This window comes from Microtetraspora sp. NBRC 16547 (assembly GCF_030268965.1).
In the GTDB taxonomy this organism is placed as follows: domain Bacteria; phylum Actinomycetota; class Actinomycetes; order Streptosporangiales; family Streptosporangiaceae; genus Microtetraspora.
In genome coordinates, this window is sequence record NZ_BSSE01000012.1 from 62,721 (window position 1) to 76,440 (window position 13,720).

Genomic DNA, 13,720 nt, shown 5'->3' on the forward strand with positions numbered 1-13,720 from the left:
TATGCTGGCGTATAATGACGGCGTGGATGACTCGGTGGACCGGCACATCGCTCGCTGGCGCGGAAAGGCTCCGTTCGACGAGCGGGTCGAGGCGGTCGTCACGCGGATGCAGCTCCTGGTGAAGCACGTGTCACAGGCGAAGGACGCCGCGCTGGCCGCCGTCGGTCTGCAGGACTTCGAGTTCGAGACCCTGCACCGCCTCAGCTCACGAGGCGAGGGAGGGCGGATGACCCCGTCAGAGCTCGCCGCCGAGCTCAAGCTGTCACCCGCGGGCATGACCGGGCGGCTCGACACATTGGAGAAGGCGGGCCTGGTCCGGCGCGTCCGTGGCGTGGACGACCGGCGGCGGGTGGATGTGGAACTCACCGAGCGGGGACACGCCGCCTGGCTGAAGGCCATGGGCCTGCGCGGCAAGGTCGAGGACGACATGGTCGGTGTGCTCGGCCGGGACGACCAGGACACTCTCGCCGCGCTGCTCAAGCGGTTGCTGCTCCATGTGGAGAGCCAGGGCCACCCGAAGAAGTAAGCCCACCACTTCACGGCCGGCGCTCCGCCCGCGGGTCTCGTCTCATGCCGAACGAGGCCGAGGTGCACGGCTGGGATGTCACGCGACGGCAACCGGGTCGTCCCAGGTGATCCGGTAGTCGTGCATCCAGGCCAGCGCGTTCTTCTTGGCCACCTGCCGCATGATCGTCGGGAGTGCGAGGTCGCGGACGAGTGCGCCGAACGCTCCGGGGGCTTTGCCGTCTCCGTTGCGCTTGCCCTGGGCCACGATGCGCTCCACCCGCTCGCGCCGCAGGCCCTCGTAGGCGGCGAACGCGTCCGGGATGTCGGGGATGTCGCGCAGGCACTTGGCCAGCACCACCGCGTCCTCGATCGCCATGGACGCGCCCTGACCCGATGACGGCGAGGTCGCGTGCGCGGCGTCGCCCAGGATCACCATTCGCTCGTTGGACCACTTCGGCACGGTCGGGAAGTCGTAGGTGTTCCAGCCGCTGATGATGTGCTCGGTGGCGTCGATGATGTCCAGCATCGGCCCGACGTCGTCCGAGAAGAGCGACCTCAGCCGGGCCCGCCACTGCGCCGGGGTGATCGCCGCGAGCTCCTCCCGGGTCGGCTCCTTGCGGCTCGGCGGGTTGGCGAACCACCACACCTCTCCGTTGGGGTGGACCAGGTAACCGAAGAAGCACTTCTTCCCGAAGATGAAGTGGTTCGTTCCCGGCTCGCCCGGCACCGTGACGCCGCGCGCGAAGCCGCCCGTGTTCAGCAGCCCGACGTGCCGGGCCTGTGGGGCGTCGGGATCGATGATCGCGCGGGTGCGCGACCGCAGGCCGTCGGCGCCGATCAGGAGATCGCCGTCGGCCGTGCTCCCGTCGGCGAAGACGGCGCGCACGCCGTTCCGAGTGATCTGCGCGTCGACGAGCCGCTTGCCGTAGTGGATGCGCACGCCGCGCCGTACGGCCTCGTCGCGTAGCGCCAGGTAGAGGTCGGCGCGCTTGAGCGTGCGGGCGGGCTGCCGGACGGTGGCCAGCTCCTTGCCGCGGCCGTTGGTCATCCGCATCCGCGCGGAGTCCATGCCGAGGTCGCAGACGAGGTCGTGCAGGTCGAGGACGCGTAGGGCCTCCAGCCCGTTGATCGCGAGGGTGAGGAAGGCGCCGACGCCGTCGGAGCCGTGGTCGTACGCCTCGAAGACGTCGCTGTCGATGCCCGCCCGCCGCAGGGCCATGGCCGCGACCGGGCCCGCGATGCCGCCGCCGATGATGAGTGCTCTAGTCATAATTTGAATATACATAATATGACTAGACCCCGCTAGGCCTATACGATGTCCGCCATGTCGACGAGGCGGTCTCCCCTGGCCATGGCGCTGCTCTCCCTGGTCTGCGAAGAGCCGATGCACGCGTACCGCATGCAGCAGCTGATCAAGGAGCGACACAAGGACGACGTGGTCAACGTCGTGCAGCGGAACAGCGTGTACCAGACGATCGATCGGCTGCTCCGTGCCGGTCTGGTCGCAGTACGGGAGACCTCGCGCGAGGAGAACCGCCCCGAGCGCACGGTCTACGAGCCCACGGACGCGGGACGGGAGACCCTGCGCGAGTGGATGCGGACCATGCTCTCCACGCCCGCCCGGGAGTTCCCCGAGTTTCCCGCCGCGCTCGCCTTCCTGCCCGTCCTCACACCCGACGAGGCCGGGGCCGCGCTGCGGGAGCGCGTCACCGCCCTTGAGCAACGGCTCGCCGCGGCGGACGCCGAGATGGAGATGGCCGGGAAGTTCCTGGAGCGGGTCTTCCTCGTGGAGACCGAATACCAGCGGTGCGTGCTCGCGGCCGAGCTGGACTATGTGCGTGGGCTCGCCGACGACCTGCGCGCCGGTCGGCTCGACTGGGATTTCCGCCTCTGAGCACGGACGGCCGCCATCTCGCCTATTTCGGCAAGATGCGCCGGCGATTCGTGGGATGGGACCTGCGGGCCGCGCGGATGCGTGATCTCTCCCCGAGACTGGATCCGCCGGCGATCGACGACTTGTACGACCTGATCGTGTCGCCGGACGGCAGCTATTTCGCCGTCGCATCGACGGGGCGGCATTCCGGCATCCTGCTCACGGAGATGTCCATCCGAGGTCCGGGGCGCGTGATCCGGTCAGAGGCCCTGGACATGTGACCCGTCCGGGCCGGGCGAGAACACGGCGTTCCGCCCGGCCCGGACGCGGGTCAGCTCCAGGTCATGTTGATCTCACGCTCGAAGTTGACGTATCCGGCCCGCTCGAAGGCCCGCGCCATCGGGATGTTCCCGACGTCCGTGGAGGCCCTGATCCGCGGGACGTCGTGCGCGGCGAGGATCCGGGTGCCCTCGGCGAGCAGATCGTCGATGTGGCCGTTCCCCCGGTGCTCGGGCAGCACGCCGATGTAGGCGATGATCGCGTTGTAGCTGTTGCGAGCCGGGATGACGAAGCCCACGGGATCGCCGTCGGGCGTGGTCGCCGTCTGCCACCACTCTCGCGGGCTCTTGTACCGCGCCATCTCGTCGTCGTACTGCGCGGCCGCCGCCTGCGCGGGGGTCATCTGGGCAAGGTCGGCCTGGCTGTGCGCGTCGAGGGTGCCGTCGAGGACGAGGGTCATCAGCTCGACGAGCTCCTCGCGGCCGCGCACCGGCCGGAACCGCAGTCGCCCGCTCGGTTCGGGGATCGGCGTCCCCGGCTGCCATTCCAGGCGGAGCCGTTCGACGAGCAGCCGGGCGCCGGTCCGTTCGAGTACGGCCATGCGGTCCTCGACGGCCCGACGGGTCGTCTCGTCGTCGCGCCAGGCGGGTGGGATGAACCGGCTGTACTCGGTCGCGCTCGGCGGCGTGACGGCGGCCGTGGCGGTCTCCAGCAGCCGGGCCCCGAGGTCGAGGCGCTCGGATTCGGGCAGCGTGTCGTCGAGGTCGAAGACGTCGAGCATGAACGGCGGTTCGCCCTCGCCCTTGGTCCACCAGGCGAGCCTGGCGACGAGGCGGTCTCCGCGCAGGGCCATCCACATCCACTCGGGCCGGCGGCGGCCGGCGTCGAGGTCGTCGGCGAACTCGTGGTCGAAGACGTACGACAGGCGGCAGAAGAGGTCGAGTTCTTCACGCCCGGTGATCGGGCGCATGGTCAGGTCGTTCTGGGGCAAGGCACTTTCCTTCGGCAAAGGTGTACCTGGTCACTCCTGGGGTCAGCGCTGGACCGTACCCAGGGAAGGAACCGGCACGATGGTCATGGCACGCATCGGCTTATCCCTCCTCTCGTCACTGGCGGGCCGGCCGTCGTCGGCCAGGGGAACTGGCAGCTGTTCTATCCGATCCGCTTCCGCCCCGGCAAGCCCTTTTCCGCCGGATCGGCCGGAGTGGTCGGATCGGCTCCGCCCACTCCGGTGACGTACGTCAGGCGAAGGTCAGAGCCGGATAGGCGAAGAGCATCACGCAGCCGAAGCCGAGCTTGAGCAGCGCGTCGGTGATCCCGAACACGGGGAGGGGCGCGTTGCGCGCCAGGCGCAGTCCGACGAACGCGTTGATCGCCGTCAGGACGCCCAGAATCGTGATCAGCGGGCCGTGGGCGAGGCCCATCGGCAGGAAGTGCAGGCCCACCACGAAGAAAATGCTCAGGATCATCGTCCGCTCGTCGGCGTCCTTGTTCTTCGTGAGGACCAGATAGATCAGGCCCGCCTCGATGACGAAGGAGCCGACCAGCCCGGCGATCTGCGCGAACGACGGGCTGCCGATGCTGGGCAGCAACGCGCTGAGGCCGCTCGCCGTGAATCCCGCGATGAATCCGCCGATCAGGAACTGGATCCAGTACTTGTTGAACGCCCAGCTCCCCAGGAAACCGAGGCCGACGAAGATGAGAAAGAGACCGCCTCCGCGGATCAATGGATAAGGGTGGTCCGCGACGGCTTCCACAATTGATGGCATGTCGGCCCTAACCTTCCCAAAAGGTAAAGATCCGACATTATTGCAGAGTGTTGATCAAGGGGGAGGGGCGGGCGAGAGTCCTGCCGGTCGGGGGGATTTCGCGTTTCCGGGGGAGCGCGCCGACCTGCGCGCGGCGCGCATGTCATCGGAGCCGCTCAGGGGGAGACGTCACCGGGGATGGCCGGCGGCCTCTCGTGCGTCGAGAAGCTCCTCCCAGTGCTTCTCGGCCCAGGCGCAGGCGGCGGCCATCGGTTCGAGGAGGCTGCGGCCGAGCGGGGTGAGGTCGTACTCCACCCGCTGGACCGGCCCGGGATACGCCGTGCGAGTGATCATGCCGTCCCGTTCGAGGGCGCGCAGCGACCGCGTGAGCACTTTCGCGGAGATGCCGCGCAGAGGGACCCGCAGTTCGGAGAACCGCCGCGGCCCGTGTTCGAGGCAGCGGATGATCATGCCGTACCACTTGTCGCCGAAGCGGATCGGGGTGAGGCCGGAGGGGCAGACCGGATCGAACATGTCCGGATCGAGGGGCTCTCTCACGGTTCCCACGCTAACCGGTATCCCGGCGGTAACCACGTCACCGGATAGCGTCCCGCGCAGTGGCCGGCGATCAGCCCCGGCCTTCGGCGGACGACGTAGGGCGAGGTAGTTCAAATGAGCAGAATCATCATTTTCGGCGCGGGTGGAAGGGCCGGGCGGGCCGCCGTCCAGGAGGCCCGCCGACGTGGTCACCAGGTCACCGCCGTCGTGCGTGACCCGGCGAAGTACGGTGCCCCCTCAACGCCCGGCGGCCCGTCGGCCGACTCCGGTGCCCCCGGCACGTACGGCGATCTGGTGGCGGATGGCGTGACACTCGTCGGCGGCGACGTCACCGAGGCGGACGGCATCGCCCGGCTCGCCGCCGGACACGACGCCGCGATCAACGCCGCCGCCGACCTCGGCACGCGGCCGGACGTCTTCTTCCCCGCCGCGACGCGTGCCCTGCTCGACGGCCTGGTCCGGGCGGGCGTGGAACGGCTGCTGTCGGTCGGCCTCGCCTCCGTCCTGGAGAACGCCTCCGGCGTGCCGTTGATGGACACGCCCGGCTATCCGCAGGAGTATCGCGACTTCTGTCTGGGGCACGGCGCGGGGACGGACGCGCTGCGGTCCGCGGACACGCCCGTGGACTGGCTGGTGATCAGCCCGTCCGGCGACTTTGACCACGGCGGCGGGCGCACCGGGCGCTATCGCCTCGCCCCGGCGGACACGGACAGCCGCATCTCCTACGCGGACTTCGCGATCGCGCTGCTCGACGAGATCGACACCCCGAAGCATCACCGTACGCACCTGGGCGTCGAGCAGGGCTGAGCGGTGGTCGCGCGCCTCCCGTACATAAGGGACAGGAAGCCGCGCACTAGATCTCGGCTGACTTTTCTGCCTCGGCCAGAGCGGAATGCCGGTACGAGTAACCGAAGTAGACGACCAGGCCGATCAGGAACCACACCACGAAGCGGACCCAGGTCTCCCATTGCAGGAAGGTGATCAACCAGAGGGAGAAGAGGGCGCCGAGCCCGGGCACCACGGGCATCCCCGGGCAGCGGAAGGTCCGGGGCAGGTCGGGTCGCCGGTAGCGCAGGATGATCACCGCGACGCACACGACCACGAAGGCCAGCAGGATGCCGATGTTGGTGAGCTCGGCGGCCTCGGCGATGGGCACGAACCCGGCGATGACCGCCGAACCGACGCCCACCAGCCAGGTCACGCGGGTGGGCACGTGCCGGGTCGGGTGCGTCTTGGCGAACCATCGGGGCAGCAGCCCGTCCCGGCTCATCGCGAACCACACCCGGGTGACACCGAGCATGAACGTGAACATCACGGTCAGGATGCCGATGATCGCCCCGGCCGCGATCACATCGGCGAGCCGGTCCAGCCCCGCCGACTGGAACGCCGAGGAGAAGCCGCTTCTCGGGTCGATCTCCGTGTAGTGCTGCATACCGGTCAACACCAGGCAGGCCAGGATGTACAACACCATCGAGATGCCGAGCGAGTAGACGATCGCCCGGGGCATGTGCCGCATGGCGTCGACGGACTCCTCCGCCGCCGTGCTCATCGCGTCGTAGCCGAAGACGGCGAAGAAGACCGTGGCCGCGCCGGTGATCGCGCCGCCGACGCCGTACGGGAAGAACGGCGTGTAGTTGCGGGTGTCGACGTGGAAGAAGCCGACGACGATGACCAGCAGCACCACGGCGACCTTCAGCACCACGATCGCGGTCTCGAATCGCGCCGCGTTCCTGATGCCGAGGTTCAGCAGATAGGCGATCAGGACGCACAGGGCCGCGGCGAACAGATCCACCCGGTGCCCCTCGCCCGTGCCCGGCGCGCCCAGCATCCATACGGGCAGTTGCACGCCCACGTTGCCGAGCAGGAACGAGAAATAACCCGAGATCCCGATCGCCACGACCGCGACGATCGCGGTGTACTCCAGCAGCAGGTCCCAGCCGATGAACCACCCGGGCAGCTCGCCCAGGGCGACGTAGCCGTATGTGTAGGCGGATCCGGCCTTCGGGATGAGCCCGGCGAACTCGGCGTAGGAGAACGCGGCGGCCGCGCTCGCGATGCCGGCGATCAGGAAGGACACCACGACGGCCGGCCCCGCCGTCCCGTTGGCGACGGTGCCCGCGAGCGTGAAGATGCCCGCGCCGATGATGCCGCCCACGCCGATCGCGGTGAGCTGCCACAGTCCCAGGACGCGGCTGAGCTGGGCGGTTTCGTCGCCCGCCGTCTCGTCGATGAGTTCGATCGGCTTGCGGCGCAGCACGCCCGATCCGATCCGGAGCCTCCCCATGGCGCATCCCCCGCGTGACGATCAGAGACCCGTCCGATGCTCCCACCTGCGGTGACGCGGGCAGGGACGCTGTGGCCCCGCGTGTCTCCACCCTGTCATACGGCAGGCGCCGGCCGAGGTGGCGGGGCGGGAAGAATGGGCGGGTGACCATACGCGTCTTGATCGCCGATGACCAGGAGATGGTGCGGCGCGGCCTGCGCAACGTCCATCGGCAAGCCGCTCCGTACCTTCCAATGGGACGGGTTCACCCCAGACGGCGCCTTCCTGAGTGGCCGGCTGATCGTCCTCGTGGTGGGGATCGCGGTGGCGCGGCCGTCGCGGTCCGTACGGCACGGCACGCCGCTCGGTGATCCGGCATCCCACCTGGTCGCACCAGATGGGCGGAATGTAACGTTGGGTAGCAGTGGGGGTGCGCTATGAACAGGATCATCTGCGTTGCGGCGCTCGCCGCGATGACCACGCTCGCTACCGCCGGCGCCGGACACGTGATGGACGGCTCATGCAAGAAACAGGTCGACCGGGGCCAATATCGGATCCTCATCAACCAGTGCAAGTTCGCCGACACCAAGGCCGCCCGGGAGGAGTGCCGTGCGAAGGTCCGGCGGACCTACACCATCGGGGCGACCAACCCCAACCTCGACTGCCGGACGTACTCCAGCGTCACCGTGTGCGGCAAGCTCAAGCTCAGCCCACGCCAGAGGAGGTGCGTACGGGAATCCGTGCACAGCGGTCTGACCCGCCGCCGCTCGGAGGTGGAGTGCTACGCGTTCTACAAGGGCCGGAACTGACGTGAACCCGGCCCCGCGGATCCGGGGTGTTCCGCCACCGCCCGGCGAGCCGGCCAGGCCGAGAACGGCGCGGCGGAATGCGTAGCTCTCAATCGAAATAGTGCGAATCGGACTTCTTGATAAAAGCGATCGCCCGCAGGATGTCACGCTGTCAGAGCGCCCGGAGACCCTGGAGCACTTCGAGGAGGATCCGTTCCTCCGGAAGGTGGCCCACCGATGCCTGCGGGCGAGCGGTTATCAGGCCCTGGTCCCGCAGGTCGCCGAGAAGGATCCGCAGGACGTTGACCGAGAGCCCGCTCTCGGAGGCCAGGTCCACCAGCGGGGTGGAAGCCTGGCAGATGTCGAGGATGCGCAGGTGCTCGGGCGTCAGCCCGGCCGCCCGGTCGAACGCCGACGGCGCCGTCCTGATGATCGTCATCAGGTCGAACTCGGGGCCGGTGGGACGGGTCCGGCCACGCGTGATGGTGTAGGGCCGCAGCAGCGGGCCGTACTCCTGCTCGCTCACGACTCCTCCTGTCGCCGCTCGGGGCCGAGACGCAACTGGGGTGCCAGGCTGGCCTGCCGTACCCGCCTGGGCAGGCCGTTGGGGGGCGGTGTCCGCGTGAGAGCGGGCCCGGCAGTGGACGGGCCCTGCGCCGGGACCCTGCCCTCGACCGCGTGCTCCGAGCCGCTGCCCTCCACGGTGTGTGCCGGGATCCCGCCCTCGACTTCCGGGGTGCCGCTCTCGGCCATCAGGTCCGCGGGGACGAGCACGACCGCGGAGGTCCCCCCGTACGGTGAGGTGCGCAGGGAGACCCGGACGCCGTGCCGCCGGGCCAGCCGCCCGACGACGAACAGGCCGAGCCGCCCGCTGTCGGCGAGGTCGAACTCGGGTGGATCGGCCAACTTGGCGTTGAGCCGCGCCATCTCGTCGGCGCCGATGCCGAGGCCGCGGTCCTCGATCTCCAGCGCGAACCCCTTGGCCGCCACCTCCCCGCGGACGTACACCTGGGTGTGCGGCGGCGAGAAGATCGTCGCGTTCTCCACGAGTTCGGCGACCAGGTGGATCATGTCGGTCGCGGCGGGGCCGAGCAGCGCCGGACCGTGCGGCACCGTGACGTCGACCCGGAGGTAGTCCTCGACCTGCTCGACCGCCGCGCGTACGACGTCGAACAGCGCGACGGGAGAGCGCCACCCGCGACTGGGCGCGGCGCCGGACAGGATGATCAGGCCCTCGGCGTGGCGGCGCATGCGGGTGGTCAGGTGGTCGATCCCGAACAGCCTGTCCAGCACGTCGGGGTCGACCACCTGCTGCTCCAGCTGGTCCAGCATGGACAGCTGCCGGTGCAGCAGCGACTGGTTACGGCGCGCGAGGTTGAGGAAGACCTTGTTGACGCCCTCGCGCATCCGCGCCTGGTCGACGGCGGCCTCGATGGCGGTGCGCTGCACCGAGGTGAACGCGTCGGCGACGTGCTCCACTTCGACCGTGCTACCGGGGATGGTGACCGGTGGCGTCTCCGCGGACACGTCGACGCCCTCGCCGCGGCGCAGGCGGGTGACGACGGAGGGTAGCCGCCGGTCGGCCAGCTCGATGGCGGCTCGCTCGAGCCCGACCAACTCGGCGGTGAGCCTCCGCCCGAACCTGATCGAGTAGAAGACGCTGAACGCCACCACGAGCAGCCCCACCCCGGCGGCGATGGCTATGCGCCAGAGCGCCGTCTGCGCGAGGGGAAGGGCCCGGTCGGCGATCTCCTGGCTCGCCTCGCTGAGAAGGCCGCCGAGGGAGACCGTCATCTCCTCGCTCGCGGCACGCCACCTGAGAGCCCCGGGGATAAGCGCCCGGTTGGGCGCGGCGATGTCCGTGACCTCGTGCTCCATGGCGCTGAACGTCCGGTACGTGGCCGAGGAGTTCAGCGTCAGGAACGGCGCGGCGAGGTCGGCGTCGAGCTGCCCCACGCCGAGCTCGTAGAGAAGCTTGCGCTTGCCGGCCATTCTCCCGTAGGCGTCGTACTCCGCCTTGGTCATACGGCCGAAGGCGAGCGACCCCGCGAGCAGGGCCGCCTGCTGGCTCATCGTCTCGCGGGCCCGGCTGATCAGGATGACCGCCTTGACCTGCTGGATGATGTCGAGATCTGCGGCGATCATGAGCCGGTCGTAGACCTGGAAGCCCACCTCGGTGATGGAGCTGTAGTGCTCGACGACCTCCGCCGACGACAGCACGCGCTCGTCCACCTGCTTGCGCACGCTGCCCAGGCCTCGGGCAAGCGTGACGAGCTCCTGGAGCCGCCCCCACATCGCGTCGGGGGTCGCGTCCCTGGCCTGGACGGACACCTGCCCCAAAAGTGCCACCGCCGCGTCGGTCCGCTGCCGCTGGTCCTGGAGCCCGGTGGGGGGCGCCGCCCTGCTGCCGAGATACCCGGCGGAAAGGGTACGTTCCGTCTGCAGTTCGTCGATGACGCGCTGCGTGGGAATCACCACGTTGTCGTAGACGGTCCTGATCTCGAGGAGTTCCAGGCCGCCCTGCACGGTGATCGCGGAGCCGTACGCCCAGACCGCCACCAGGGCGGTGACCGGGACCAGGATGATGGCGAAGATCTTGGCGTGAATTGAACGCCTGCGCCCAGCCATATGACCTCGCCCCGCTATGACAGTTGTGTTAATCGGGGCGAAACACTAGCAACGAGCGAGATGTGGTCACCAGCGGTGATATCTAACGAAAGCGCAGCTTTCCGCCGGAGTGGACGAACGCGCTCGAACGCTTCGGTTGGGAATCAGCCGGAATTCCGGCGGAATTCCGGCGGGATCGTTTCAGTTGGCGAGCATCGTCACCGAGAGGGCGACCTTGCCGGAGGCCCCGTCGCCGACGGCGTCGGACAGCACGCTGCCGAGCGCGTCGTACGCCGTGGGGTCGGCCCGCCGCAGTGCCGACGGCTTGGACCAGATGAGCACGTGCTCGCCCGCGGGCAGCCAGGACAGATCGGTGAGGCAGTCGTAGAGGGCGTCGAAGTTGTGTCCGAAGTCCTCCGGGAAGTCGAGGGTCCGGGCGATCGCCTCCAACATGGCCGCCGAACTCTGCGCGCCGGATCCGTCCAGCACGTGCGGCGTGCCACCCCGGAGCCTGGCCTGCCTGATCGCCGCCGCGACTCCCATCCCGGTCGGCGCCTTGATGAACTGTCCCGCGACCCTTGACTGCGTCATGCGGCCCAGGCTAGCGATCGCCCAGGTCAGAGGCACGGAACCGCGCCGGTGGACATCTTTGTCTGGTTGTCAGACAATCGGAGGATGACTCAGCGATCCGGTTCCCTGACCGTCGTCGCCGCGGCCGTCCTGTGGGGTACGGCGGGCACCGTGGGGGCGCTCGCGCCCGCGGGCTCCATCTCGCTCGCCGCCGCCCGCCTCGTCATCGGCGGAACCGTGCTCGCCGTCGTCGCGATGCGCGCCATCGGATCAGCCACCGGATCAGCCACCGGATCAGCCACCGGATCAGCCACCAGATCGGTCGCCGGTTCACCCGCCGGTTCACCCGCCGGTTCAGCCGCGGACGCGGGGCCGAACCCGGGGCCGAACCCGGGAAGGGGCGCCCGCGTGACCCGCGCGCCGAAGAGCCTCCTCGCGGCCGGCGGGCTGGCCGTCGCGGCGTATCAGCTCTGCTTCTTCGCCGCAGTCGCCCGGACCGGGGTCGCCATCGGCACCGTCGTCGCCATCGGTAGCGGGCCGGTCTTCACCGGGCTGCTGTCCTGGCTCCTCGACCGGACCCGGCCGAGCCGCCGGTGGGCGATGGCGACGGTCGCCGCGATCGCCGGCTGCGCCGTGCTGATCACGGGTGGGGGAGCGGGCGGCGCCGACGCGGGCGGGATCGCGCTCGCCCTGCTCGGCGGCCTGCTGTACGCGTTCTACGCGGTCACGGCGGCCCGGGCGATCGGTGCGGGGATGGGGTCGGACACGGTCATGGGCGCGCTGTTCGGCGCGGCCGGCCTGATCATGCTGCCCGTGCTCGTCGCGACCGGACCCGGCTGGCTGGTCGAGCCGCGTGGCCTGCTCACCGCGCTCTACCTGGGCTGCGCCACCACCGCGTTGGCCTACGTCCTGTACGGCAGGGGCCTGCGGACGACCCCGGTGGCCACCGCCGCCACGCTCGCCCTGGCCGAGCCGGCCGTCGCGGCGATCCTCGGCCTCGTCGTACTGCACGAGCACCTGTCGGCGATCTCCTGGGGCGGGCTCGTGCTGCTCGCCGCGAGCCTGGTGGTCGTGGCGCTGCCCGACCGGAGCCCACGTGACCCCGCGTCCCCGGTCCCCGCGACCCTAAGCTCGTCAGCGTGACATCCCTCCGCCCCGTCTCCACCGTGCAGGCCCTGGCCGCGGCGCTCCGCGAGCGCGTGCTCTCCGGGGACATCGGCCCCGGCGCGTCCCTGCCCGAGCAGGAGCTCTCGGCACGGTACGGCGTGGCCCGGCCCACCGTCCGTGAGGCCCTCGCCGTGCTCGTCCACGAAGGGCTGCTCCGGCGCGAGCGCAATCGCAGCGCGTACGTGCCCGAGGTCACCCTGGCGGACCTCGCCGACCTCATGTACGTGCGGCGCCCGCTTGAGGACCTGATGGCCCAGGCCGTCGCGGGGCGCCGGGTGCCCGAGGCCGAGGCGGCGCTCGACCGTATGGGCGCCCTGCCGCCCGACGCACCCTGGGCGGCCGTGGTGGCTGAGCACATGGCGCTGCACGAGGCGCTCATCCTGGCAGTTGGCAGCCCCCGCCTGGAACGCCTCTACGGTGCGCTCGCCGCCGAGAGCCGCCTCGGCCTGGTCCGGCTCCGCGACGTCTACCCGGACAGGGACGAGCTGGTCAGCGAGCATCGCGACCTCCTGGAGACCATCGCGCACGGACCCATGGACGCGGCCAGGCGGGCCGTCAGGGACCATCTGCACTGGCGCGAATCGTGACCGCCACATCGCCTGGTGAGTGGCGGGTTCCGGTCAGGAGCCGGCTGTCGAAACCGGCGTGAACGAGCGCCTCGTAGGCGGCACGCACGACCTCCGGAACCTCCTGGGCGATGGAGAACCCGCGCTCGGGATACACGATGACGCGCTGCATGTCGCCGACGAGCATGTCGATGACGAGCTTCTCGTCGCTGATGGTCGTGACATAGTCGTCGAGTGCCAACGGCGCTGAGGCGCACACGACCTCGACTTCGGGCCACAGCTTGCGAGCGGTGGCGAACGAGCGGCGCTCCATGTACGGCTTGGAGATGAGCAGCACCGACTGAGGGTGGATCCCGGCGGAGGCCAGCACCTTACGCGACAGAGTGATGTTCTCCCCGGTGTTGGTGGCGCTCGGCTCCAGCAGGATCACGTCGTCCGGGACGCCGAGTCGCAGGGCGTGCTCGCGAAAGTGCACCGCCTCCCCACGAGGGAACCAGGCGAGGGTGCCTGGGCTGTTGCCGCCGGTGAAGACCAGACGGGGGAACATGCCCTCGTGATACAGCTGGGCGGAGAACGTGGCGACGCCGAGGTCGTGGCTGCCCAGGCCGATCGCCACATCGCAGGGCCGCGGCGAATGGCGCATCTGGTGGTAGTCCCAGATCAGCTTCGCCTGCTGCCGGTGTTCTTCGGTGATGGCCTGCTGGTTGTCGGTCTGGTTGTCGGTCACGGTCGCTCCCCGGTCACCGTCGCGGAGGCGTGAGAACCTCCGGCGTCGTCCGCCGGAGGTTCTCGAT

The 13,720-nt window shown here is 69.7% G+C and carries 16 protein-coding genes; 7 read left to right on the forward strand and 9 right to left on the reverse strand.

Annotated elements, in window-relative coordinates; genetic code table 11:
* Positions 1 to 22 precede the first annotated feature (22 nt).
* A complete protein-coding gene (locus tag QSK17_RS17880; RefSeq protein ID WP_285705967.1) occupies positions 23 to 526 on the forward strand; it encodes a MarR family winged helix-turn-helix transcriptional regulator in 504 nt (167 codons plus the stop codon).
* A 78-nt stretch (positions 527 to 604) separates the two neighbouring features.
* On the opposite strand, the gene QSK17_RS17885 is transcribed toward QSK17_RS17880, so the two are convergent.
* The gene (locus QSK17_RS17885; protein ID WP_285705968.1) at positions 605 to 1,777 is read right to left on the reverse strand and encodes an FAD-dependent oxidoreductase; all 1,173 of its coding nucleotides are present in this window, start codon (positions 1,775 to 1,777) and stop codon (positions 605 to 607) included.
* 54 nt (positions 1,778 to 1,831) lie between these two features.
* Between QSK17_RS17885 and QSK17_RS17890 the strand changes: the two genes are divergently transcribed.
* Together QSK17_RS17890 and QSK17_RS17895 are read left to right on the forward strand one after the other, a co-directional pair.
* Positions 1,832 to 2,401, forward strand: coding sequence for a PadR family transcriptional regulator (locus QSK17_RS17890; RefSeq protein ID WP_285705969.1), 570 nt, complete (start codon positions 1,832 to 1,834; stop codon positions 2,399 to 2,401).
* A gap of 35 nt (positions 2,402 to 2,436) precedes the next feature.
* On the forward strand, positions 2,437 to 2,661 hold the full coding sequence (locus tag QSK17_RS17895) for a hypothetical protein (RefSeq protein ID WP_285705970.1): 225 nt from the start codon (positions 2,437 to 2,439) through the stop codon (positions 2,659 to 2,661).
* A gap of 50 nt (positions 2,662 to 2,711) precedes the next feature.
* Here the strand turns inward: QSK17_RS17895 and QSK17_RS17900 are convergent, their stop codons facing one another.
* From QSK17_RS17900 to QSK17_RS17910, 3 genes are all read right to left on the reverse strand, one after another.
* Positions 2,712 to 3,650 (reverse strand): GNAT family N-acetyltransferase, encoded by a 939-nt coding sequence (locus QSK17_RS17900; RefSeq protein ID WP_285705971.1) that lies wholly within the window; start codon positions 3,648 to 3,650, stop codon positions 2,712 to 2,714.
* Positions 3,651 to 3,900: 250 nt separating this feature from the next.
* Positions 3,901 to 4,386 (reverse strand): DUF6609 family protein, encoded by a 486-nt coding sequence (locus tag QSK17_RS17905; RefSeq protein WP_285705972.1) that lies wholly within the window; start codon positions 4,384 to 4,386, stop codon positions 3,901 to 3,903.
* Between the two features lie 210 nt (positions 4,387 to 4,596).
* Positions 4,597 to 4,965: a winged helix-turn-helix transcriptional regulator gene (locus tag QSK17_RS17910; RefSeq protein ID WP_285705973.1), complete on the reverse strand. Its 369-nt coding sequence runs from the start codon at positions 4,963 to 4,965 to the stop codon at positions 4,597 to 4,599.
* A gap of 114 nt (positions 4,966 to 5,079) precedes the next feature.
* Here QSK17_RS17910 and QSK17_RS17915 point away from each other — a divergent pair, with 114 nt between their 5' ends.
* Positions 5,080 to 5,772, forward strand: a complete 693-nt coding sequence (locus tag QSK17_RS17915) for an NAD(P)-dependent oxidoreductase (RefSeq protein WP_285705974.1) — start codon at positions 5,080 to 5,082, stop codon at positions 5,770 to 5,772.
* A gap of 46 nt (positions 5,773 to 5,818) precedes the next feature.
* On the opposite strand, the gene QSK17_RS17920 is transcribed toward QSK17_RS17915, so the two are convergent.
* A complete protein-coding gene (locus tag QSK17_RS17920) occupies positions 5,819 to 7,249 on the reverse strand; it encodes an amino acid permease (protein ID WP_285705975.1) in 1,431 nt (476 codons plus the stop codon).
* Positions 7,250 to 7,665: 416 nt separating this feature from the next.
* On the opposite strand from QSK17_RS17920, the gene QSK17_RS17925 reads away from it, so the two are divergent.
* A complete protein-coding gene (locus QSK17_RS17925) occupies positions 7,666 to 8,037 on the forward strand; it encodes a hypothetical protein (protein WP_285705976.1) in 372 nt (123 codons plus the stop codon).
* 151 nt (positions 8,038 to 8,188) lie between these two features.
* Here QSK17_RS17925 and QSK17_RS17930 read toward each other — a convergent pair whose 3' ends face one another.
* The 3 genes from QSK17_RS17930 to QSK17_RS17940 all read right to left on the reverse strand — a co-directional run bounded on the left by QSK17_RS17930 (position 8,189) and on the right by QSK17_RS17940 (position 11,214).
* Positions 8,189 to 8,542 (reverse strand): DUF742 domain-containing protein, encoded by a 354-nt coding sequence (locus QSK17_RS17930; RefSeq protein ID WP_285705977.1) that lies wholly within the window; start codon positions 8,540 to 8,542, stop codon positions 8,189 to 8,191.
* Positions 8,539 to 10,644 (reverse strand): sensor histidine kinase, encoded by a 2,106-nt coding sequence (locus QSK17_RS17935; RefSeq protein WP_285705979.1) that lies wholly within the window; start codon positions 10,642 to 10,644, stop codon positions 8,539 to 8,541. The genes QSK17_RS17930 and QSK17_RS17935 overlap by 4 nt, the downstream gene beginning before the upstream one ends.
* Positions 10,645 to 10,824: 180 nt before the next feature.
* Positions 10,825 to 11,214, reverse strand: coding sequence for a barstar family protein (locus tag QSK17_RS17940; protein ID WP_285705980.1), 390 nt, complete (start codon positions 11,212 to 11,214; stop codon positions 10,825 to 10,827).
* Positions 11,215 to 11,298: 84 nt separating this feature from the next.
* Here QSK17_RS17940 and QSK17_RS17945 point away from each other — a divergent pair, with 84 nt between their 5' ends.
* Together QSK17_RS17945 and QSK17_RS17950 are read left to right on the forward strand one after the other, a co-directional pair.
* Positions 11,299 to 12,336 (forward strand): EamA family transporter, encoded by a 1,038-nt coding sequence (locus QSK17_RS17945; RefSeq protein WP_285705981.1) that lies wholly within the window; start codon positions 11,299 to 11,301, stop codon positions 12,334 to 12,336.
* Positions 12,333 to 12,947 (forward strand): GntR family transcriptional regulator, encoded by a 615-nt coding sequence (locus tag QSK17_RS17950; protein ID WP_285705983.1) that lies wholly within the window; start codon positions 12,333 to 12,335, stop codon positions 12,945 to 12,947. The genes QSK17_RS17945 and QSK17_RS17950 overlap by 4 nt, the downstream gene beginning before the upstream one ends.
* Here QSK17_RS17950 and QSK17_RS17955 read toward each other — a convergent pair.
* The gene (locus QSK17_RS17955; RefSeq protein WP_285705984.1) at positions 12,916 to 13,653 is read right to left on the reverse strand and encodes a YdcF family protein; all 738 of its coding nucleotides are present in this window, start codon (positions 13,651 to 13,653) and stop codon (positions 12,916 to 12,918) included. The two genes, QSK17_RS17950 and QSK17_RS17955, sit on opposite strands and share 32 nt — an antisense overlap.
* Positions 13,654 to 13,720 lie beyond the last annotated feature (67 nt).

Coding starts and splice junctions, on each gene's coding strand:
- QSK17_RS17885 (WP_285705968.1), bottom strand. CDS start 1,777: ATGACTAGAGCACTCATCATCGGCGGCGGCATCGCGGGCCCGGTCGCG.
- QSK17_RS17915 (WP_285705974.1), top strand. CDS start 5,080: ATGAGCAGAATCATCATTTTCGGCGCGGGTGGAAGGGCCGGGCGGGCC.
- QSK17_RS17895 (WP_285705970.1), top strand. CDS start 2,437: ATGCGCCGGCGATTCGTGGGATGGGACCTGCGGGCCGCGCGGATGCGT.
- QSK17_RS17945 (WP_285705981.1), top strand. CDS start 11,299: ATGACTCAGCGATCCGGTTCCCTGACCGTCGTCGCCGCGGCCGTCCTG.
- QSK17_RS17890 (WP_285705969.1), top strand. CDS start 1,832: ATGTCGACGAGGCGGTCTCCCCTGGCCATGGCGCTGCTCTCCCTGGTC.
- QSK17_RS17925 (WP_285705976.1), top strand. CDS start 7,666: ATGAACAGGATCATCTGCGTTGCGGCGCTCGCCGCGATGACCACGCTC.
- QSK17_RS17920 (WP_285705975.1), bottom strand. CDS start 7,249: ATGGGGAGGCTCCGGATCGGATCGGGCGTGCTGCGCCGCAAGCCGATC.
- QSK17_RS17940 (WP_285705980.1), bottom strand. CDS start 11,214: ATGACGCAGTCAAGGGTCGCGGGACAGTTCATCAAGGCGCCGACCGGG.
- QSK17_RS17935 (WP_285705979.1), bottom strand. CDS start 10,644: ATGGCTGGGCGCAGGCGTTCAATTCACGCCAAGATCTTCGCCATCATC.